Source organism: Anabaena sp. CCY 9613, assembly GCF_963920895.1.
Lineage (GTDB): Bacteria > Cyanobacteriota > Cyanobacteriia > Cyanobacteriales > Nostocaceae > Cyanocohniella.
Genome location: NZ_CAWUDE010000001.1, coordinates 403,264 through 422,843, shown reverse-complemented (window position 1 = coordinate 422,843; position 19,580 = coordinate 403,264). Strand labels below are relative to the sequence as shown.

The window sequence follows — 19,580 nt, the reverse complement described above, 5'->3', positions numbered from 1 at the left end:
TGCAAATCAGACTAGTAAACTACAAAATTTTCCCAAGAAAAAACCATGACTTTAGCACAAGAAATTGACAAAGTTCTGTCATATATGCAGAGCAATGTTCCGGTGGAAACTCTGACGACAATCAATCAGGCAACAGAAAATTTAGCTCGTGTTGGTATTGTGGAAAAATCCCTACAAGTGGGAGATACAGTACCTAACTTTACTCTACCTAATGCCAAAGAGCAGGCTGTTCAAATTCAAACGCTACTGGCTCATGGCCCTGTTGTGATTTCTTTCTACCGGGGACAGTGGTGTCCTTTTTGTAGTCTGGAATTAACTGAACTGCAAAAAGTTCTGCCGGAAATCAAGTCTCTAGGAGCTTCCTTGGTGGCAATTTCGCCTCAAACCCCAGACAATACTCTCTCTACCGTTGAGAAGAATAATCTTGAGTTTGAAGTGCTTAGTGATGTAGGTAATAAAGTTGCTAAACAATTTGGACTAGTTTACCAACTTTCTGAACAAGTGCGTCAGGTTCATAAAGGGTTTGGAATTGATGTGTCTGAGTATAACGGAGATACGTCTTACGAATTACCCATTTCAGCGACTTATGTAGTGGCTACAAATAGTCAGATTGTCTATGCATTCATAGATCCAGACTATACCAAGCGTCTAGAGCCTACAGATATCTTGACTATTCTCAAGCAGTTATAGATTTTTGCTTGTTGAATAAGCTTGTCACGCCTATACGATTTAGGCAAGACTGGCTGGACTCTACTTTACTACTTCAATATCAGTAGATCTAAAAGTTGTTGTTTTGTGATCTACTGATGTTTTAATCATCATCTGGATAAAACAAAAAACCCATGATTAATCGACACACACACTTGAGAAAACTCGGCAAAAATGTTCTGGCAGGTATGTTTGCGTCATTGTCTACTTTAATCAGTTTTTCAGCAGTAAATGCTGCAACCTTAAGGGTGAAAGTGGAAAACATAGCACCACAGCAGGGCAACTTTTTTAGCAGTTTATGGGTTGGTTTCCATGATGGGAATTTTGATTTCTTTGATGTTGATCAACCACCAAACTTAGCTCTTGAGCGTTTAGCAGAAGATGCAGACTTGAGTGAAATTAGCAGTTTGTTTAACAGCAGTAGCACTGGTTCAGTTGACGGGATAGTCTTTGGCCCAACAGGCCCAGTACGAGATTTTTTCCCTGGAGACAGCGCATCAGCAACTTTTACAGTAGATGGATCTCTTGCCAATAGCCGTTATTTTAGCTATGGTGCGATGATTTTACCTAGCAATGATGCTTTCGTTGGTAATGATAATCCTCTTGCTTACAGAATATTTGATGACGCAGGCAAATTTATTCCTACTAGCTTTGTCGTTCTTGGTGCTGATGTTTTGGATGCTGGTTCAGAAATCAACGACGAAAGTAGATTTAATGCTGCTGGTGCGGGGCCGACACCGTTTGATGATTTTCAACCCAACACAGGTATTGATGAAAATGGAGTTGTGACAGTACATCCAGGTTTTATTCCTGGAGGTAATATTTTAGGCGATCCTAATTTTGCTAATGCTAACTTTAGAGTTCCTGGTTATCAAGTTGCCAGAATTACAATTACCCAAGTTCCTGAGCCAAATACGTTTATAGGACTATTGTTTGTGGGTAGCTTGTTCTTTTTGCATCGTCAGAAAGGTCAAAAAGCAAGAAGCAGTGCCAAAATGTGAGGTACTAAAAAGCAGGGAAATAAATCACCTATGTCTAGGTGTGATGGCATCTTGAAATAGGTGATTTATTACTCGTCTAATTATTTAATGGCAAATTAAGCTAACTCTGGGAATCAGGCGATCGCAGGTGACGTAGTTTCTAACTCAGTAAGTGAAATTTAATTGTAAAAATGATGTATACAACATGGTTTGCCGATTCTATTTCCCTGGCTAACTTACTAGGTATGTTGGCAGTAGTTAGTTACATATTGACATTACTTCCAACCTCTTTAAGAGTAGTGTTTCCTGCACTTAAAAAGGCGAAACTTCCCATTAAATTATTGAAAAGTCGCCGCCAATTAGGTATTCTATCCTTTTTGTTAGCTTTGGGTCATGCTTGGCTGTTGGTAATCAAAAGAAATTTTGATTTCTTCGATTTGAACACCTATAGAGTATATGTGCATGGCTCGGCAACATTTATTATTTTCACACTGCTAGCAGTCACTTCTAATGACTGGTGTGTCAAAAAAATGAAGAAAAACTGGCAACAATTGCATCAGTTAACTTATTTAGCAATGTTTTTACTATTTTGGCATATTAATGACAAAATGTATGGACATTGGAATTTTACCACTCCTGTGACAATTATTGGCATAGCAATAATAATCATTTTGTTCTTGAGAAGATGGTGGCTGGAGCGGCAAGTGAAAGAAACTCAAACAGTAAAAGAAAAGCAATTATTAGGATAGAACAACTAAACTACCATATTTTAAGCTCAATAAACAGGAATTAATTTCCTGCCCTTAGCTTTTTTATGTAGCGCTAATTTGTCACTTTGCTAATAAATTAGGTAGTTGGTCTTACCAGTTTTTAGCACCTCACAAATAGAGTGAATTTGGATAATTTCAATACACAAGGCTTGAATGTACAGTTGGTATCAATATTATCAAACTGTTGATAGAATCATTATTGTTAAGAGGAGAGAATATGGATCTTAAACTTTATGATTTAGCTGGAGCCAAGGATGATTGCCGCTTTAGTCCGCCTTGTTGGCAAGTCAAAATGGCTTTAAAGCACAAAGGACTTAATGCCCAAGAAATCCCTTGGCGGTTTACAGAAAAAGAGGCGATCGCTTTTTCTGGACAGGGGAAGGTTCCTGTCTTGGTTGATGGTGAAAACATTGTAGTTGATAGTTGGGAAATTGTGCGTTACTTGGAAACGACTTATGCTGATCATCCCAGTTTATTTGGTGGAAAAGCCAGTGAATCAGGTGCTTTATTCATGAAGTTTTGGTGTGTGCAAACCATCACACCAATTATTTTACGGATTATTCTCCTAGATTTATTTCAGCATTTACATGAAAAGGATAAAGCATACTTTCGCGAGAGCCGAGAGAAATTTTTGGGAATGACACTGGAAGAATTTGCGACGCCGGATGATGCGACTATTACTGCTTTGCGAACAGCTTTATCTCCTCTAAGAGAAGTTCTCAAACGTCAACCCTATTTAGGCGGTGATAGTCCTTATTTTGCTGACTATATTGTATTTGCACCATTTCAATGGGCAAGGGCAGTTAGTCCCATCCAATTACTGGACCAAGATGATCTAATTTATGCTTGGCGCGAACGCTTACTGGATGCTTTCGATGGTTATGCTCGCAATTCATTTGGTTACTCAACCTAAAAAATTAGCGTTGCATATTTGCCGGATGAATTGAGCTTGTTAATCAAAGCTAAAGATTTATTCTTAGCGCTTTTGCTACGGCAGTAGTCGCCCATGGGAAAATCCCCAAGTCCGAAATTTCTGCCTAGTCTTTGCGTGCAATAAAATTTATGCAATTAATTAGCAACGCCCAAAATTCACAATATTAGTACGAAAAAATTCACGGGAGAAATAGTATGAGCAAAGTTGCATTACTGGGAATGGGTGCAATGGGATTTCGTGTAGCACAGAACCTTCTTAGTGCTAACCATAAGGTCTTTGTTTACAACCGCACGGCGGATAAAGCCATACCCTTGCTGGATAAAGGAGCTGTTTGGGCGGCAACGCCCAGAGAAGCGGCCGAGTCAGCTGACATCGTGATTAGTATGGTCACTGATGACGATGCGTCACGAGCAATCTGGCTTGACCAAGAAAAGGGTGCAGTGATGGGACTTGGCAAAGACGCAATTGCAATTGAGTCAAGCACGCTAACTGTTGATTGGACGAAAGAACTAGCAGCAAACATTGAAAGCCGTGGGATAGCCTTTCTTGATGCTCCCGTCATTGGCTCTCGTCCACAAGCGGATGCCGGAAAGCTCATTTATGTTGTTGGGGGAAGTGTAGAGACTTTAACACTAGCCCAAGATGTCCTCTATGCTGCCGGAGCCGCAGCTATCCATGTTGGCCCAATTGGTCAAGGGATGGCGATGAAACTTGCAGTCAATGCGCTTTTTGGTATTCAGGTGGCCGCATTGGCAGAAATTTTGGGAATGCTGAATAAGCAGGGGATTGACCCAGCAAAAGCGATGGAATGCCTCGGTGATATGCCTGTGATGAGTCCAGCAGCTAAAGGCGTAGGAAACCTGATGTTGATGAACAACTATGCACCGATGTTCCCGATTAATTTGGTGGAGAAAGATTTCCGCTATGTTACTCAAACAGCGCAAACTGTTGCTGCTGCGACTCCGGCATCTAATGCTATTCACGGGATTTACTTGGAAGCGATCGCCAAAGGATATGGAAACGACAATATTACAGGCGTTGCCCAACTTTTCATCTAAACGTCTCAGTTGGTGAAACCATAAAAGCTGACCCTTCGGGAAAACGCGACAATTAAATTTTCCTAGTGATTATCTAACTTTTTCGCGTTTCTCCTGGGTAGGTGCCTCTGGTGAGAGCCTCGCTACATCCTCACCTGTGAGTAATTCACTTACTTTTAGGCTGTTGAAGTAACTCCAACCATTCCAACCAGATGAGAGTAGCCTTTTGTTGTAATATTTTGGCATAGCGAACTGTATCGGCGCGTAAGCTTTCAACACTGACACCGGGTGTGGCATTAATTTCACAAGCATGGCCAATGAACCAGCGTTCTAACCCTGATGCAGTCACCTCTAGATGAAACTGTAGCCCCATGCAAGATTTACCCCAAGAAAATGCTTGATTTTGATACTCTTTGGTAGCAGCTAAATGTGTAGCGCCAGCCGGCAAATCAAATGTATCTCCGTGCCAGTGTAGAACTGGGGTTTGTTCTGTAGCTAAATGAACTAAGGGAGAATGTTTCCCAGCGTCGCTCAGTTCTATGGCAGACCAGCCAATTTCTTTTTGCGTTCCAGGGTAAACTTTGCTTCCTAAGGCACGAGCCATTAATTGAGCGCCTAAACAAATGCCTAGCGTAGGTGAATCAACTGCTAAACGTTGTTCTAATAAATGTAGCTCGTCTCTGAGGAAGGGATAGTCTTGTTCATCATAAACCCCAATTGGGCCTCCTAGAATAATCAGGAGATCTGGAGTCAGAGGCGCGATCGTGGCCAAAGAATCAACCCCAGCTTCAAAATATTTGACTGTGTAACCTTTTTGCTCAAGAGCCAGTTCTAGAGAGCCTAAATCCTCAAAAGCTAGATGTCTGATGACTGTTGCAATTTTCATGGTCAAATAATCTTTGTTAAATGAGTTGATAATCTGCAAATATTTGGGAAGCCGAGGGAATATTGAACACACCTGCCGCTTCAAACATTTTTAAGGTTGGACTAGCTGCCTGTTTTACTGAAAGTGCGACTTGTTCAGGTATATATACTTCTTGTAAAATCCCCTCTGCATCTGGGGCATTAAAGCCTAACCGTCTGACAATACTGTACTCAAGCTGACGATCTGGAGCGAGAAAAGCCCAGACTAACTTGGGTAAAATTTGCACCATTTTTTCTTTTTCGTAAGCGGAGAGATGCGCCCACAGCAAGGGAAACAAATTACGGAAATAAGCACTGTGTAATGCTTCATCAACAGCATGATCATTAATAACTTCCCGCACAACAGACGCAACTTCTGGGTCATGGGGAATATTTTTCAGCACTTTGGTCACCAAAGTTTCTGAGATTGTCACAAAAAATAACTTAATCCAGTCGGATGATAATTGTGTTTGATTTTCGGCAATTATCTTTTCAATTACCCGTTCAAAACTGGGACGACCAACCACAGAAAGATTGAGAGCAAATACCTCTTCTACTTGATGGGAAAAATCCTCTACAAACAAAGCATGACCACCTTCATCACAGTAGATTTTCAGAGCATCATTACGTTGTTGAGCGCTGAGAAGAATCGGTACTTTCCCTTGCGCTAAAGCACTACAAACAGGATTAACGTGGTTTAGCTCTAACAGTGTAGTAAATTGCAGATGAGCTAACAGATGATAACTAAGAACAGTTAGCCAACGCTGGTAATCTACCACAATTTGCGGATGAGATGCTAATGGCACTAACTCTGGAGAAAAAGGTAGCCCAGAAATAGAATCCTGGCGTATGGGTTTACTTCTAATCCAGCTTGTTTCATGCCAATGGCTAAATAAACTTTTATGTGGCTTGTGAAATTTGGAACTTAAAAGCTGCTTTACTGTTTCCATAGTAACTCTTTTATATATGTAAATAGTGGAGTTTCTTTCCGCTCATACGTGAACTGAAACAGCGTTCAATTCAATTTACTTAACCACGAGCTTGTCAGATAATCATCCACAACCATGCGTTATACTCTGCGGAAAGCCACTATACAGCAATTATCTACTAATAAATTAGTTAAAAAATGAGGTGAATTTAAATAACAAATAATAAAAGCATGAAATTACTCTAAGATAATTTTCATGCTTTTCTCATCAATAATTAATCTTCATTGAGAATTAACGGGTATGAAACTCCACCTCTTTTTCCAGAATTGTGATTCTGTCTGAGAGCATGATATTTTTCCCAGGTAACTCCAAAAATTAAATTACAAGATTTAAACAACAGCTGTAGTTTGGGAAATACCCGTTAGTAACATGCCTGTTTGGGTGTGTTGCGGTTCACCGAGCATGACAATAGAGCAAGTGAGTTGTCCAGCTAACTGAGTTGTGACATCGCTAATAGCTAATCCACTAGGATTTGTGCGATTACGTGTAAAAGGTAACACTACTAAATCATATAATCGTGCTGCTTGGAGAATTGCCTGGGCAACATTTTCGTGAGCGATGATTTGAATTTCTGGGGGATTGGACACAGCTAAATTAGATCCCAATCGGGCGAGATGCGATCGCCTGGCTGCGATTTTACTCGAACTAGTGCGGCGATCGCACACATTCAACACCGTCACTTGGGCTTGATTGGCTTCTGCCAACATTTGGGCAAATTGTAAGGGTTGCAGTGTTGATGCTGTTAAATTTTCCAATGGTACTAAAATACGTTGAAATTTTTTCGGTGAGTCCATCAGACGTGTCACCGCTACTGGACAATGAGCTGCCCACAGGACGTTATCAATCACGTTGCCAAATAAACGCGCCCTTAAACCAGTGCGTTTCCCCCAACCCATGATAATCAAACCGGCCTTTTGTTCACGAGCCGCCCTGGTAATTCCTGGAGCAAAAGCATCATCAATTCGCAGTAATGGTTCTGCTTCTACTCCCAGTACGCGACTTTGAGCTGTAGCTTTGGCCAATAACCGCTCACTTCGGCGCAGAGAAGCTTCTAACTGTGGTGCATCCATGTGAGCAGCGGCAGTAGCGATCGCTAGCGGTACAATGCGGCCATGTGCTTGCTGTGCTAATAGAGCCGCCATTTCCAGTAAATACTGCTGAGTTTGCGGATTGCAGATAGGTACAACTATCGTCCAGAGACTTTGTGTGGCTCCAGTGTTTTGGTCAGATAAATTTGGGGTGGCGACTTCTGTTACTGGTGTAGAAGTCAAAGCCACTGCTATACGACTGGTAATTAATGGCCCTACGATTGAGGTGACAAGCATTAAAACAAAGATACTGTTTAATACTTGTATTGGCAGTAACCCAGCCCGATATCCCACTAAAGCGGCGGCTAAAGTTGTACCTACTTGGGGTATCGATAGTGACCACATAGTCAGCATTTCCTGCCAGTTGTAGCGATAAACTAGTTTCGCCAAGAATGCGGCGATGAATTTACTGGCAATTAAACCAACTACAATCAACAACGTTAACTGGAGGGTGGTAATGCTGGTAATCAAAGCAGGTACATCAATAATTAAGCCAAAGTCAACAAAGAAAATGGGAATAAATAAGACGCTGCCCACAAACACCACTTTTTCTTTAACCGGCCCTTCACCCACGGCTTCATTAACTGCTAAACCTGCTAAGAAAGCGCCAAAAATTTTGTCGATTTCCATGAATTGAGCGCCCACCACAGCCAGAAAAACGGTCAGTAACACAAATAAAAACTTGTTACCTTCGTCATCCCCCGAACGCCGAAAAAATTCTTTACCCGCCCAATCAAATCCCACCAAAATGATGATGGAGTAAATACTTAACCAAGTTAATAAACTGAGTAACCAAGTCCAACCAAATGCTCCATCCTGAGGTGTGGCTACACAAACAGCTAATACTAAAAGGGCGCTCAGATTGGTAAAAATTGTCGCTCCCAGACTAATGGTGACAGCTTCATTGTTGACTACTCCCAGACGACTGATAATGGGATATGCCAAAAGGGTATAGGAAGCTAACAAAGAGCCAATTAAAATCGACGTATTCCAACCAAAGTCAAAAAACTTTCCAATTAAGGTGCCGATAATCAGGGGAAGAATAAATGTCAAGCTGCCAAATCCCCAGGAGCGTTTTCTCTGGCGGCGAAAATGCTTGATTTCAACTTCTAAACCTGCTACAAACACCAAATAAACTAAGCCAATATCGGATAGCAGGCTAATTAGTGGCGATTCTGTATCTAATAGATTCCAGCCTGATGGGCCCAGTACTACCCCAGCAAAGACCAAACCCACTAATCCTGGTAGTCTCAGTCGCTCAAACAGGATGGGTACAACTAAAATAACCAACAGCAACACAGCAAAGGTCACAATTGGTTCCTTGCCAAGAACTTGAGAAGTTGGTTCCCAAGCAAGAACTTGTAAGATGAGTTCCATAGGTTGGACTTTAAGGGGCGACGGTGAAGCTGTGATTACCTTGGAGGCAATCAACTAAACCACGAACAATAAAAAATAAAAGCCACCCTGACAAAAAATTCAAAAGCTGTATTTACACTACCTAGGTAATTGTGCAAGAACTAACTACCTAAGGATGGATTTGACTCAATATAAACCGCAAGCGATCGTAGTCGTCTTTCAACAATAAGCTGAGGGTGCGTCCAGCTTGAATGAGCCATTGTCGGTCAGTTTGGCGTAACTGGTAGACATTACGGATAGCTGCTGCGGCTAATGACTCCACTGGCGCACCATTTACAGAAAGTAGTGTCCGCAAAAAATCTAATCCCTCAGTGAATTTGATGATTGCCTCTGGTTCACATCGATAAACAGCCTGATGGATTTGCGGTGGACGGGGTGGTAGATACTGATATATTCCTTGGTTATAGCCTAGAGTATGGGACGGTTGCTCAAATCCCACGATGGCAGCCCGAAATTCCGTTTTGAGCATGGCAAATATTTGGGGTTGTTCTTCGCGTAAATCTTGTAATGACAATCCCAAAGCCACGGCCCGGTGTACAGAATCTATGGGCATAGTCGTAGCATAATACACCACAGCATAAATTTGATTGCCTGACTCTTCATCGACAGAACAGACCCAACTACCAAAAGGTGGCATGGGGGGAAAACTCAAGTCTTCCGGTTCCAAGCACTGGGCCAAAAATTCCGTAGAAGTAGTCTCGATCACCTCCGCAATGTGGTTAGGGTGGCGATCGCCTGTGGCAAACTGTGGTAAAGGTAGGCGCATCGTAGTTATGAGTTCTGGGTCACTAGTTCTTAGTCATTAGTCTTGATACTCATGACTGATGACTAATCTATTTTCCTTTTTTGCGTCCTGCTGTCAGTTCTACAGCTTCCAACTCTGACAGGCGAAAGGTAATTAATTTATCCCAGTTACCGCCTTCAAATAATACAGCTACCTTGCCATCGCTCACGCGTTGTACAAGTCCTTCGTAGCGGTAATAGGTATCTGCGGGATTCTTGACGCGAACTGTTGCTCCAGGCAGAATCATCATGTTTAGCCTCACTGGTTTACTGTTAATAGCTTAATACTTATCATTAGTCCCTAGTCAAAAGTCTAGGGTTCTTTACCGCTTTAGCTTTGACTCAATAATAGTATTTTCGTCGTTGCCGAAAATTTGCTACCGATTCTACTATTCCTAACGCCAGGAAATTAGTCAGCATGGCTGAACGACCGTAACTCATCCAAGGCAGGGGAATACCAGCTACAGGGGCTAAACCAACTGTCATCCCTACATTCACAAGTAACTGAAACACGATCATTGATAACACACCGATGGCCAACAATGAGCCAAAGTTATCTTTAGCAGTTTGAGCTATTCGCAACAAACGAAAGCAAATCAAGCAGAAGCTCAATAGCACGACCAAACAACCAACAAAACCAAATTCTTCGCCCACGGCGGAGAAAATGAAGTCTGTATGCTGTTCAGGCACAAAATTTAGTTGGGTCATCGGGCCTTTAAACAAACCCCATCCCCAAATTTCCCCAGCACCAATGGCGATACGAGACTGATGCTGGTGATAGCCAACACCCAAGATATCGTATCCCGGTTTGAGAAATACCGTGAGGCGGTCTTTTTGATAATCTCTCAATATATGGTTCCAGGCAAAAACTCCTAATTCGCCACCTAAAAGGTTAAGAGCCGATGCACCAATACCATTCAGGGCAAATTTCCGCCCAGGGAGAGTTAACCAACCAATAATCCCCATAGCAACTATCCAAACTAACCCTAAAACTCCAAAAGATAGTTCGTCAAATAAAACTATCGGTGCTGATAAGGGCCAATTAATACTAAAGAGAATGGCAGAAATTACTGGTGAAATCATCAAGATGAGCCAGCCTGGATTAGCATTTGCCCAGTACAGCATTCCTAAGACGATGGCACCAAATACCAAGGATGTGGCCAAATCTGGTTGTAAAAAGATCAATGCCCAAGGAAGAGCCGTAACAGCCAACGCGCGAAACACATTTGGCAGGGTGGAAGCTGTGCGTTTGTGTAAGACGGCCGCCAAGGTGATAATTATGCCCACTTTGGCAAATTCTGATGGTTGCACATTAAAGCTACCAATAGTAATCCATCGCTGTGCGCCTTTGGCGCTAGTACCAATGATCATCACAGCAATGAGGCTGAGGTTGGTCAGTGCGTATGTGACCCAATGCCACTGAATCAAGTTTTCATAAGGAATACGGGCTACAAGCAATGCGAGGACAACGCCAATACCAGCCATTAACCAGTGCCACCACCAGTCAGCAATCGGTTGTGTGAGTTCCGTACTCAAAATCATCAGGCCACCAAACATACTGACACCAAAAGTCAGAAAAAATAGTAGCCAATCAATTTGTTGCCAGGGCTTGAACCAATACTGCCTGCGACTTTTGGGGACTGAACGTTTTAATAACATTGTGTAACGTGTAATTTTAGACTTTAGCTATTTGAGGTTAAATTTAATGACTATAGCTTGACTATATTAATAATCTGTATTCCTAGGTTATGGCCTAGGAATCAGACAAAAATTAAAAATTTATTATGTCAGGGCAGCAACTGATACCTTACCTGCGATGTTGAGAGCGATGGCAGTTAGTGCTTTTGCCGAAGCTGAATCGGGATCAGCCACAACTATAGGCACACCGTTATCACCGCCAAATCTCGTAGCAATTTCCAGTGGGATACAACCGAGTAAAGGTACATCCAACTCTGATGCCGTCTTGGAACCACCACCAGAACCAAAGATGTCATACTGTTTATCTGGCATATCCGGGGGAATAAAGTAACTCATATTTTCTACTATTCCCAAAACAGGTACGTTCAGTTGCTGGAACATTTTCAGTCCCTTACGTGAATCTAACAATGCTACTGTTTGCGGTGTAGTCACAATTACTGCCCCAGACATGGGTACTGCCTGAGTTAAAGTTAACTGAGCATCGCCTGTTCCCGGTGGCATATCAACAATTAAATAATCTAGCTCTCCCCAGTCCACCTGATAAAGAAACTGGCGAATCACACCATTGAGCATGGGCCCCCGCCAAATTACTGGCTGATCTCGGTCAATCAAAAAGCCCATTGAGACTAATTTGACACCATGATTAAAGGCAGGTTCTAAAACTTCACCTTGTTCTGTGGAACGCACCACAATTTGAGCATCAGCTAGACCCAGCATGGTGGGATCATTGGGCCCATAAATATCGGCATCCAGTAATCCGACTTTCGCCCCAGTTTTAGCTAAAGCTACGGCTACATTCACTGCCACCGTACTTTTACCTACACCCCCCTTACCACTGGAAACAGCCAGAATATTTTTTACCCCAGTAATGCCACTGCGATCGGGCAAGCTTTTTTGCTGTGGTGTTTCCGCTGTCACTTCTATGCTTACCTCTGTAACGCCAGGTAGCTTTTTAACAGCTTTTTCACAATCTTCAACAATAAATTCACGTAAAGGACAAGCAGGTGTAGTCAAGACCAAAGTAAAGTTCACCTTACCTTGATCAATTTTGACGTTGCGAATCATATTCAGTTCTACCAAACTCTTGCGGAGTTCTGGGTCTTGCACTGGTCGCAACACTTCTAAGACAGAGCGGGCATCGAGGACATCGTACATATTGTGTTCACTGTTACCGCAGTAACAAAATTTAAGAAAATTTTATTATGTTCTATTTAGGATCTTAACTTTCTTTGGGGATTAGGGAGAAGAGGCAGGGGGCAGGGGGATATACTTCTGACTATGACCAAAATCTTCCCTATTGCCTCTGTTCTAAAAATCAAAACAACTATTGTTGAGGGATTTTTTCTTACCTGATACCCCTGGTAACGCAGCCTTTTCTACAGCATCAACTAGGGAACGCGCGACACGATCTGCATATGGGCGCGATAATGACCAAATTAAAGGAGATAACCAACCCCTTAGGGTGACCGAATAAGATAAACAGGTACCACAAACTGTAGACTCTACTTTGTAGGTAACTCGTTCTTCAACTCCGGGAATTGCTAATATCCGGATACTTAACATTTCGTTAGGATTAACACGCTCCACAAAAATGCGGATGGGTATCGGTGAAAAGCGTGTGACCGCTTGGTAAATTAATCCGGGTTTAGGTACTAATCCGTAGGGTACGTTGGTACTTTTGAGCAGTGGATGCCAGGAAACATCTGTTAAGTCAACCACCTTGAGCCATAATTCATCTACAGAAGCCGAACTAATTTCTCGATACGTCCGTACCAAAGAAGCACAAAATCGACGACGCTTGCGGTGGATGAATTTGGATAACCAACCTCGCATTTGCCTAATCCTCCTAGCTACGCACTTGCTGGTAACTCTGGTAGTGCTTGTAGACTAGTTAACCAGAGTCTGGTAATGTCACCAGAATGTTTCCATCAAGAAGTACAAAAAAAACTCAGTCAATATACAAGCCTATACGCATTTGAGGGAAAATAACTTTAGTTATGCCCAGTAATTGTGTAAATCCTCAATAAGTAAGAGAAAAGCAGATTGGGCAGATTAAGCCAAATTATCGGCTCATATTGCCCACAAATGGATAAAATGGCAAATTTGTGGCTTTTTGAAAATTGTAATTTAGGTCCGGGAATCTATGTTGACTAACTCGCAAACACCGACTGTAGAAGCATCATCAAAGTCTTTGCCTGGTAATGACTCTCAGACGAGGATCAGTCGGTTTATGAAACAACTACAAGATGAAATTACCCAAGGGTTAACAGAACTCGATGGTGTGGGTAAGTTTCAGGAAGATAGTTGGGAACGTCCAGAAGGAGGTGGCGGGAGATCGCGGGTGCTGCGTGATGGGGCAATATTTGAACAAGCAGGTGTTAATTTTTCTGAAGTTTGGGGTTCTCATCTGCCACCCTCAATTTTAGCCCAGCGCCCAGAAGCCGCCGGACACGGTTTTTATGCTACTGGTACTTCTTTGGTATTACACCCACGTAATCCTTATGTGCCTACAGTGCATCTGAATTACCGCTATTTTGAAGCTGGCCCTGTATGGTGGTTTGGCGGTGGTGCTGATTTAACGCCCTATTACCCCTTTGCTGAAGATGCGGCGCATTTTCACAAAACATTCAAGCAAACTTGCGACAAACATCACCCAGATTATTACCCAGTGTTTAAGCGCTGGTGTGATGAATATTTTTACCTGAAGCATCGAGGCGAGACTAGGGGTGTTGGTGGTTTGTTTCTCGATTACCAAGATGGCCAGGGTCTGTTATATCGCGGCCCTGACCCCAATGGCGAGGCTGCTAGTTATAGCAACCAAGTGGGCGCACCAGATACCCGTAGTTGGGAAGATTTGTTTGCGTTGGTGCAAGATTGTGGTCAAGCATTTTTACCCGCCTACGTGCCTATTGTCAAACGGCGACAGGGAATGGAATATGGCGATCGCCAACGCAATTTCCAACTTTACCGTCGAGGGAGATATGTAGAATTTAACTTGGTTTATGACCGAGGTACTATTTTTGGCCTGCAAACCAACGGTCGTACAGAATCTATTCTCATGTCTTTACCACCTTTAGTTAGGTGGGAATACGGGTATCAACCAGAACCAAATACGCCAGAAGCCGAGTTGTATGAAATTTTCCTAAAGCCCCAAGATTGGGTCAACTGGACACCCAGTACTTAAAAGGTACTCAGCATTGTTTTGGTGAGTTAAACTACTAAAGTAAGCACTTGAAGAAGTGACTTTTACTGATGTAGCTTGTTAAGCTCAAGTGTCAGTACTGGATAATTGTGTGACTGGTGAGTCAAGTAACTTACGCGATCGCTGGTAATTTTTCCGGTGATGTGAAAGTAAAAATTACTTCCAAAACGAGTTTTTTGGCTCACCAATCCCAAACTCAATTTAGATTAGTGTCACGGGGAGGCTTAGTGATTCAGATAGAACAGGCAACTTATACAACCCAAGACGGCAATACTGTGATTGTCTTAACACCCGCAGGTCGTCTAGACATCACCACAGCTTGGCAATTTCGCTTGAAGTTACAAGAGTGTATCTCCAAACTTAGTAGCCATGTAGTCGTGAATCTCGGTCAGGTAAATTTTATCGATAGTTCTGGTCTTACGTCTTTGGTGGCGGGGATGCGTGATGCTGATAAAGTTAAAGGCAGTTTCCGCATCTGTAATGTACATCCAGAAGCAAAACTTGTATTTGAAGTAACGATGATGGACACAGTATTTGAAATCTTTGAAACCGAGGAGGAAGCGTTAGAAGGTGTCCCTCGTAGCATGGCTAGTTAAAGCTGCTTTTACAGCGTATTTAAAATGAGTAAGGTACACAAGGGCGGGCAAGATGCCCACCCTACAAGATTTATCAAATTAACTGTGTACTTCATTTACTTGCAATGTGCTGTATATTGATGCACAAGATTAGCTGTATTATGCCACTAGTACTGTTTTACCTTGGTGTAGCGATACGGGCCTAAAATTGCTCCCCAGGTTGCTTTTCCAGTATCCGAATCAATTCCCTTATCGTAGCTATGAAATTCTGTTGATGTGGCTGCAAACCCTAGAGAAACTTGTATGCTTTGATTTTGATACGTAAAGCTGCAACAAGTATCTGGAGGTTGATAGGCAGCAAATTTATAGCTAGTGGGGGTGAGTTTTGTTTGGGTAACTGTGAGGATGCAGCCTGGTAATAAATCTAATTGATCCGGTGTTAATGTTTGGAGTAAATCAGGATGAAGCCCTGCACCAATGAAAACACTTGGATCTTTAAACATATAGTATTGTATCTCTAAGGGTGCATCAGTAGAGCTACCAGGCCTCAAACGCATAACTCGTTGCCGATAAGGACGATCTAAGTTGACAATATTAGCTTGCTCGGCAAACAAGGTGATACTGTCTGCTGTAAATAAATCAACTGGTCTTTGCCAAAGACGCAGATGAACATACCAGGCTGGATCTGCCAAAGCTTGTTCTTGATTATTAAACTCACCAGCTAGATACTCACCTAGGGCAACTAATTTTGGAGAAAAACTCATAAATTGTGATGCATATTCACGTTTTAGGATAATTTTTATTTAAATCTTTCGTAAAGAGGGGTCAGACCCCTCATGCCACATACTTGCTGAAGTTAATGTTCGGAAACCTGAACTTGGCAAAGTAGCCTTTAAGCGAGAAAATAAGATCACATCTCCCTTAACATTCTTAACATTTTCTTTGTGAATAACGTCCGTACTGTCTCTGATACAAAGCGAACTTTTTATTCGCTGCACACCCGGCCCATCAACACGATTTATCGTCGGGTGGTGGAAGAATTGATGGTAGAAATGCATCTACTATCAGTAAATAACGATTTTGCCTATAATCCAATTTATGCCTTGGGTGTCGTCACCACCTTTGACCGCTTCATGCAAGGCTATGAACCACAACGGGATCAAGAATCAATTTTTCATGCCCTGTGTCAAGGTGTAGAGCAAGAACCGCAACGCTACCGACAGGATGCTGAACGGTTGCAAGCCTTAGCTAAAGATTTGCCAGTCAATGATTTAATTGCGTGGTTAAGCCAAACCAATCATTTAGATCGAGATGCTGACTTACAAGCACAGTTGCAGGCGATCGCTAATAATCCGCACTTTAAATACAGCCGCTTGTTTGCAGTGGGTTTATTTTCTTTATTGGAACAGTCAGATCCCGAATTAGTCAAGGATGAAAAGCAACGCCTAGAAGCGTTGAAAACCATTGCCAATGGCTTAAATTTATCTGAAGAAAAACTCAGTAAGGATTTGGAACTATACAGTGCTAATTTAGAGAAAATGGCTCAAGCACTCATAGTAATGGCAGATATGCTTTCCGCTGATCGGAAAAAACGCGAACAGCGTCAACAACAAGCAACTACCCCAGCTACTCCGCCCACAACTAACGAATAATGAATTACTACAAAAGTAATCGATATAATTCGTAATTTATAATCCGTAATTCGTAACCTTTCCCCTCATAAATTGAGGGGATTAATTCTAGGAACAAATTTTATTTCATCCCTCAAGAAACTAAAAATTAGAATTCTTGATTAATTACGAATTACGTACAGCCCTAGCGGGCATAGCTTTGCTTACCGCGTAGCGTGCCTTGGGCTGCTATTAGTAATTATTTAAACTCCTAATAATCTGTAGATTAGGCTGTTGACGATAGTGAGTGCAAAAGCCCCAAGCACAGCACTCCAGATGCCAAAACGTAAACGAAACCCCTCTACTAACCAAGCTGCAATACTAAAACAAACTACGGCAATCATAAATGTGAAAATGCCAGATAGTAAGTTGAAAGTCAACAAGTTTGGTACTGCAAATATCAGGCGTAAAATCGGTCTGATTACTGCTGTGACAATACCGAGAATGGCCGCAGAAAAAAAGGCTTTTCCTGGGGTGTCTACTTCAACTCCTATAGGCAGCTTACTAATAATCAATAAGCTGATAGATGTTACTACCCAAACTATTAACAGCGTCACAATATTCATGCCACAACCCTTGAAACGCGAATGGTGATTGGCGGTAAATCCCTAAGCTTATCGATAAAAATCTTTGAAGCTTAACCAATTATTTATAAATTAGCAGAGATTAGTACTCTAGCTGTTATTTATTCCGGATATCTTTAGGTTTAGATGCGAAGACAAGGGGATTTATCCTCTCCCCTTGTGCATCTAATTTACCTTGCAAGTTAGGGATTAGCTGTTTCAGGTGTTACAGGCGGCGCTTGAGGTGCAAAGTCGTTGGGTACAGGAGGAATTCCTGGAGCGATACCTTGACCGGGTGGTAGTTGATTGGGGTCAAAGGGCACGTTGGGGTTAAAATCATTCATGCCGGGAACTGGTGCAGGTACTCCCCCAGGATTAATGGGTAAAGGCAGATTAGGTGAGTCTGTGGGAATTTGAGATGGGCCGGGGATAATTCCCAAGGATACGCGATCGCCTCCCACTTGCCGCATCAAGTCTAATACCTCAATCACATCATTGTAGGTGGCTGTGCGTGAAGCATTTAGCACCAAAATGCCATTGGGATTAGCTTGGAGATATTGGCTTAATCCTTGAGCCAATTGTTCTCGTCTGACAAGCTGTTTTTCTATGTAAGTATTGCCGACCGCATCAATAGTGACAATTTGAGTAGCACTTTGGGAAGTGACCCCAGGGACTGTACTGGTACTAGCTTGGGGCAAATCAATATTGATGGCTTGTTGTCGAGTAAATTGCAAAGCTGCCAGCAAAAAAAATGTCAAGATGCAAAAAACGACATCAATTAAGGGAATAATTTGAATCTGTGCGTCTTCAACTGGAGTATGTAAATTAACTTTCATCGTCTCACGCTTACGCCGATTGGGGATTACTCAATTTTGGATTAACAGATTTTTTCATTTTCAATTTAAAACACCCGCTGCACTGCTGACGCTACGCTGAGGTAAATCTAAAATCCCAAATTAATTGACTTATGGTTCAGGATCTAATGTGTCAGATGTAGCCGGGGGTTCAGGAGGTCTAGGAAACTGGTTTTTGCCTCGTTTGCGGAGATTGGGACTTTCTCGTAAAGATTCGCCCACAATTATGGATGTACTTCTGCTACCGTCAGATGGAGACTCACGATATAACAATTCCATTTCATTTCCCGCTTTGCGGAAAATTTTCACTTGGTCAACGACAAAACTTTGAAATAAGCGGTAGAAGACCAAACTCACAATGGCAACTATTAATCCCGCGGCGGTACTGATTAAGGATTCACCAATACCAGTTGTTACACCGGCGGTAGATTCAGTTCCCAAATCCCCAATGCGAATGGAACGCAAGGACTGAATCAAACCCAAAACTGTACCTAGCAAACCTAACAGTGGTGAAAGGGCTATCACCGCTTCTAAAAGTTTTTCCCCCCGACGCATTCCCGCTAATTCATCTTCGGCGGTGGACTCTAAAGCTAGTCGAAAGGTTTCCGGATCACGTTTTGGTACGCTTAAAGGCGCATAAAGGAATCGCCCCACAGGCTGATGGCTGGCGTTTCTGGCAATATCCGCCGCAACTTCCCAACTATCACGAGCCGCATGAAGAACGCGATTGACTATTTCCTTTTCTTGAGTCATGATTCGTAGCCAGAACCACAAACGCTCAAAAATTACACTTAAAGACAGAATTGACAGCACAAGCAAAGGCCACATTGCGGGCCCGCCCTTTTCAAATAAATCTAAAATATCCACTGGTTAAATTTCCTCCTCCATTTCCATAGCAACTATCCCCAAGCATTTTAATTCTAAAGATTAATGCACAATTAGCATATTTCTGTGCAGAATCGCAGAGTAGGTATTGGCGACAGATCATGAGTAGCGTCTTCCATACTATTTGGGACGGTTATTCCCACCGGGATTTATCAGCATAATTTGTCAAAATAAAAAATAACTGGAGGATCAAAAAATGAATTTCTCAATCCAATCACTATATACGTGGTATCGTAATTTACTTCGTAATCCCACTTATCGTTGGTGGGTAATTTTAGGAACACTAGTTTACATTCTCAGTCCTATTGACATTATTCCCGATGTTTTTCCTATTGTCGGACAAATTGACGATGTAGTAATTTTCTCCTTGTTAGTTTCTGAGTTATCTGGGCTAGCGATCGCCAGTTTAAAAACTCGCAAGAGTTCTCCTGATGTTAGCACTGAGACGGTTGATGTGGATGCGGTATCGATGAAGTAGGAGTTTCAACACCGCAGTTTGTTGAGCGGAGTCGATGTTCGGCCTGG

The 19,580-nt window shown here is 42.3% G+C and carries 21 protein-coding genes; 9 read left to right on the top strand and 12 right to left on the bottom strand.

Annotated elements, in window-relative coordinates; all coding sequences use genetic code 11:
* The first annotated feature begins 45 nt into the window (after positions 1-45).
* The 5 genes from ACM0OT_RS01810 (at position 46) to ACM0OT_RS01790 (ending at position 4,450) form a co-directional block, all read left to right on the top strand.
* On the top strand, positions 46-690 hold the full coding sequence (locus tag ACM0OT_RS01810) for a peroxiredoxin-like family protein (protein ID WP_414562196.1): 645 nt from the start codon (positions 46-48) through the stop codon (positions 688-690).
* A gap of 152 nt (positions 691-842) precedes the next feature.
* On the top strand, positions 843-1,709 hold the full coding sequence (locus ACM0OT_RS01805; protein WP_414562194.1) for a spondin domain-containing protein: 867 nt from the start codon (positions 843-845) through the stop codon (positions 1,707-1,709).
* A gap of 170 nt (positions 1,710-1,879) precedes the next feature.
* On the top strand, positions 1,880-2,437 hold the full coding sequence (locus ACM0OT_RS01800; protein ID WP_414562192.1) for a ferric reductase-like transmembrane domain-containing protein: 558 nt from the start codon (positions 1,880-1,882) through the stop codon (positions 2,435-2,437).
* Positions 2,438-2,675: 238 nt separating this feature from the next.
* Positions 2,676-3,371, top strand: a complete 696-nt coding sequence (locus ACM0OT_RS01795) for a glutathione S-transferase N-terminal domain-containing protein (RefSeq protein WP_414562190.1) — start codon at positions 2,676-2,678, stop codon at positions 3,369-3,371.
* A 197-nt stretch (positions 3,372-3,568) separates the two neighbouring features.
* Complete coding sequence (locus tag ACM0OT_RS01790; RefSeq protein ID WP_414562253.1) at positions 3,569-4,450, top strand: NAD(P)-dependent oxidoreductase; 882 nt, start codon at positions 3,569-3,571, stop codon at positions 4,448-4,450.
* A 145-nt stretch (positions 4,451-4,595) separates the two neighbouring features.
* On the opposite strand, the gene ACM0OT_RS01785 is transcribed toward ACM0OT_RS01790, so the two are convergent.
* The 8 genes from ACM0OT_RS01785 to ACM0OT_RS01750 all read right to left on the bottom strand — a co-directional run bounded on the left by ACM0OT_RS01785 (position 4,596) and on the right by ACM0OT_RS01750 (position 13,139).
* A complete protein-coding gene (locus ACM0OT_RS01785; RefSeq protein WP_414562188.1) occupies positions 4,596-5,315 on the bottom strand; it encodes a glutamine amidotransferase in 720 nt (239 codons plus the stop codon).
* A 16-nt stretch (positions 5,316-5,331) separates the two neighbouring features.
* Positions 5,332-6,282 (bottom strand): diiron oxygenase, encoded by a 951-nt coding sequence (locus tag ACM0OT_RS01780; protein WP_414562186.1) that lies wholly within the window; start codon positions 6,280-6,282, stop codon positions 5,332-5,334.
* Between the two features lie 368 nt (positions 6,283-6,650).
* Positions 6,651-8,786, bottom strand: a complete 2,136-nt coding sequence (locus tag ACM0OT_RS01775; protein ID WP_414562185.1) for a cation:proton antiporter — start codon at positions 8,784-8,786, stop codon at positions 6,651-6,653.
* 148 nt (positions 8,787-8,934) lie between these two features.
* Positions 8,935-9,591 carry an HAS-barrel domain-containing protein gene (locus tag ACM0OT_RS01770; RefSeq protein WP_414562183.1) on the bottom strand — a complete coding sequence of 219 codons (657 nt, stop codon included), beginning with the start codon at positions 9,589-9,591 and terminating at the stop codon, positions 8,935-8,937.
* A 67-nt stretch (positions 9,592-9,658) separates the two neighbouring features.
* Positions 9,659-9,856, bottom strand: coding sequence for an NAD(P)H dehydrogenase subunit NdhS (locus ACM0OT_RS01765; protein WP_414562251.1), 198 nt, complete (start codon positions 9,854-9,856; stop codon positions 9,659-9,661).
* Between the two features lie 94 nt (positions 9,857-9,950).
* Positions 9,951-11,267, bottom strand: a complete 1,317-nt coding sequence (rodA, locus tag ACM0OT_RS01760; RefSeq protein WP_414562181.1) for a rod shape-determining protein RodA — start codon at positions 11,265-11,267, stop codon at positions 9,951-9,953.
* A gap of 123 nt (positions 11,268-11,390) precedes the next feature.
* Positions 11,391-12,461 (bottom strand): Mrp/NBP35 family ATP-binding protein, encoded by a 1,071-nt coding sequence (locus tag ACM0OT_RS01755; protein ID WP_414562179.1) that lies wholly within the window; start codon positions 12,459-12,461, stop codon positions 11,391-11,393.
* A gap of 153 nt (positions 12,462-12,614) precedes the next feature.
* Positions 12,615-13,139: an SRPBCC family protein gene (locus tag ACM0OT_RS01750; RefSeq protein ID WP_414562177.1), complete on the bottom strand. Its 525-nt coding sequence runs from the start codon at positions 13,137-13,139 to the stop codon at positions 12,615-12,617.
* 310 nt (positions 13,140-13,449) lie between these two features.
* Between ACM0OT_RS01750 and hemF the strand changes: the two genes are divergently transcribed.
* The gene (hemF, locus tag ACM0OT_RS01745; RefSeq protein WP_414562175.1) at positions 13,450-14,490 is read left to right on the top strand and encodes an oxygen-dependent coproporphyrinogen oxidase; all 1,041 of its coding nucleotides are present in this window, start codon (positions 13,450-13,452) and stop codon (positions 14,488-14,490) included.
* 245 nt (positions 14,491-14,735) lie between these two features.
* Entirely contained in the window at positions 14,736-15,104 is a 369-nt protein-coding gene (locus tag ACM0OT_RS01740; protein ID WP_414562249.1) for an STAS domain-containing protein, read from the top strand.
* Positions 15,105-15,250: 146 nt separating this feature from the next.
* On the opposite strand, the gene ACM0OT_RS01735 is transcribed toward ACM0OT_RS01740, so the two are convergent.
* Positions 15,251-15,847, bottom strand: a complete 597-nt coding sequence (locus ACM0OT_RS01735; protein ID WP_414562173.1) for a chromophore lyase CpcT/CpeT — start codon at positions 15,845-15,847, stop codon at positions 15,251-15,253.
* 180 nt (positions 15,848-16,027) lie between these two features.
* Between ACM0OT_RS01735 and psb29 the strand changes: the two genes are divergently transcribed.
* Positions 16,028-16,735, top strand: a complete 708-nt coding sequence (gene psb29 / locus ACM0OT_RS01730) for a photosystem II biogenesis protein Psp29 (RefSeq protein ID WP_414562171.1) — start codon at positions 16,028-16,030, stop codon at positions 16,733-16,735.
* 221 nt (positions 16,736-16,956) lie between these two features.
* On the opposite strand, the gene ACM0OT_RS01725 is transcribed toward psb29, so the two are convergent.
* The 3 genes from ACM0OT_RS01725 to ACM0OT_RS01715 form a co-directional block, all read right to left on the bottom strand.
* The gene (locus ACM0OT_RS01725) at positions 16,957-17,319 is read right to left on the bottom strand and encodes a phage holin family protein (RefSeq protein ID WP_414562170.1); all 363 of its coding nucleotides are present in this window, start codon (positions 17,317-17,319) and stop codon (positions 16,957-16,959) included.
* A 200-nt stretch (positions 17,320-17,519) separates the two neighbouring features.
* Positions 17,520-18,152 carry an ExbD/TolR family protein gene (locus ACM0OT_RS01720; protein WP_414562168.1) on the bottom strand — a complete coding sequence of 211 codons (633 nt, stop codon included), beginning with the start codon at positions 18,150-18,152 and terminating at the stop codon, positions 17,520-17,522.
* Between the two features lie 129 nt (positions 18,153-18,281).
* Complete coding sequence (locus ACM0OT_RS01715; protein ID WP_414562166.1) at positions 18,282-19,037, bottom strand: MotA/TolQ/ExbB proton channel family protein; 756 nt, start codon at positions 19,035-19,037, stop codon at positions 18,282-18,284.
* A gap of 214 nt (positions 19,038-19,251) precedes the next feature.
* Between ACM0OT_RS01715 and ACM0OT_RS01710 the strand changes: the two genes are divergently transcribed.
* Positions 19,252-19,533, top strand: coding sequence for a YkvA family protein (locus ACM0OT_RS01710; protein ID WP_414562164.1), 282 nt, complete (start codon positions 19,252-19,254; stop codon positions 19,531-19,533).
* Positions 19,534-19,580 lie beyond the last annotated feature (47 nt).

What these genes read in the sequence shown, in the direction of transcription:
- ACM0OT_RS01810 (WP_414562196.1), top strand. Translation starts at nt 46, where the DNA reads ATGACTTTAGCACAAGAAATTGACAAAGTTCTGTCATATATGCAGAGC.
- ACM0OT_RS01805 (WP_414562194.1), top strand. Translation starts at nt 843, where the DNA reads ATGATTAATCGACACACACACTTGAGAAAACTCGGCAAAAATGTTCTG.
- ACM0OT_RS01800 (WP_414562192.1), top strand. Translation starts at nt 1,880, where the DNA reads ATGATGTATACAACATGGTTTGCCGATTCTATTTCCCTGGCTAACTTA.
- ACM0OT_RS01795 (WP_414562190.1), top strand. Translation starts at nt 2,676, where the DNA reads ATGGATCTTAAACTTTATGATTTAGCTGGAGCCAAGGATGATTGCCGC.
- ACM0OT_RS01785 (WP_414562188.1), bottom strand. Translation starts at nt 5,315, where the DNA reads ATGAAAATTGCAACAGTCATCAGACATCTAGCTTTTGAGGATTTAGGC.
- ACM0OT_RS01780 (WP_414562186.1), bottom strand. Translation starts at nt 6,282, where the DNA reads ATGGAAACAGTAAAGCAGCTTTTAAGTTCCAAATTTCACAAGCCACAT.
- ACM0OT_RS01775 (WP_414562185.1), bottom strand. Translation starts at nt 8,786, where the DNA reads ATGGAACTCATCTTACAAGTTCTTGCTTGGGAACCAACTTCTCAAGTT.
- ACM0OT_RS01770 (WP_414562183.1), bottom strand. Translation starts at nt 9,591, where the DNA reads ATGCGCCTACCTTTACCACAGTTTGCCACAGGCGATCGCCACCCTAAC.
- ACM0OT_RS01765 (WP_414562251.1), bottom strand. Translation starts at nt 9,856, where the DNA reads ATGATTCTGCCTGGAGCAACAGTTCGCGTCAAGAATCCCGCAGATACC.
- rodA (WP_414562181.1), bottom strand. Translation starts at nt 11,267, where the DNA reads ATGTTATTAAAACGTTCAGTCCCCAAAAGTCGCAGGCAGTATTGGTTC.
- ACM0OT_RS01755 (WP_414562179.1), bottom strand. Translation starts at nt 12,461, where the DNA reads ATGTACGATGTCCTCGATGCCCGCTCTGTCTTAGAAGTGTTGCGACCA.
- ACM0OT_RS01750 (WP_414562177.1), bottom strand. Translation starts at nt 13,139, where the DNA reads ATGCGAGGTTGGTTATCCAAATTCATCCACCGCAAGCGTCGTCGATTT.
- hemF (WP_414562175.1), top strand. Translation starts at nt 13,450, where the DNA reads ATGTTGACTAACTCGCAAACACCGACTGTAGAAGCATCATCAAAGTCT.
- ACM0OT_RS01735 (WP_414562173.1), bottom strand. Translation starts at nt 15,847, where the DNA reads ATGAGTTTTTCTCCAAAATTAGTTGCCCTAGGTGAGTATCTAGCTGGT.
- ACM0OT_RS01725 (WP_414562170.1), bottom strand. Translation starts at nt 17,319, where the DNA reads ATGAATATTGTGACGCTGTTAATAGTTTGGGTAGTAACATCTATCAGC.
- ACM0OT_RS01720 (WP_414562168.1), bottom strand. Translation starts at nt 18,152, where the DNA reads ATGAAAGTTAATTTACATACTCCAGTTGAAGACGCACAGATTCAAATT.
- ACM0OT_RS01710 (WP_414562164.1), top strand. Translation starts at nt 19,252, where the DNA reads ATGAATTTCTCAATCCAATCACTATATACGTGGTATCGTAATTTACTT.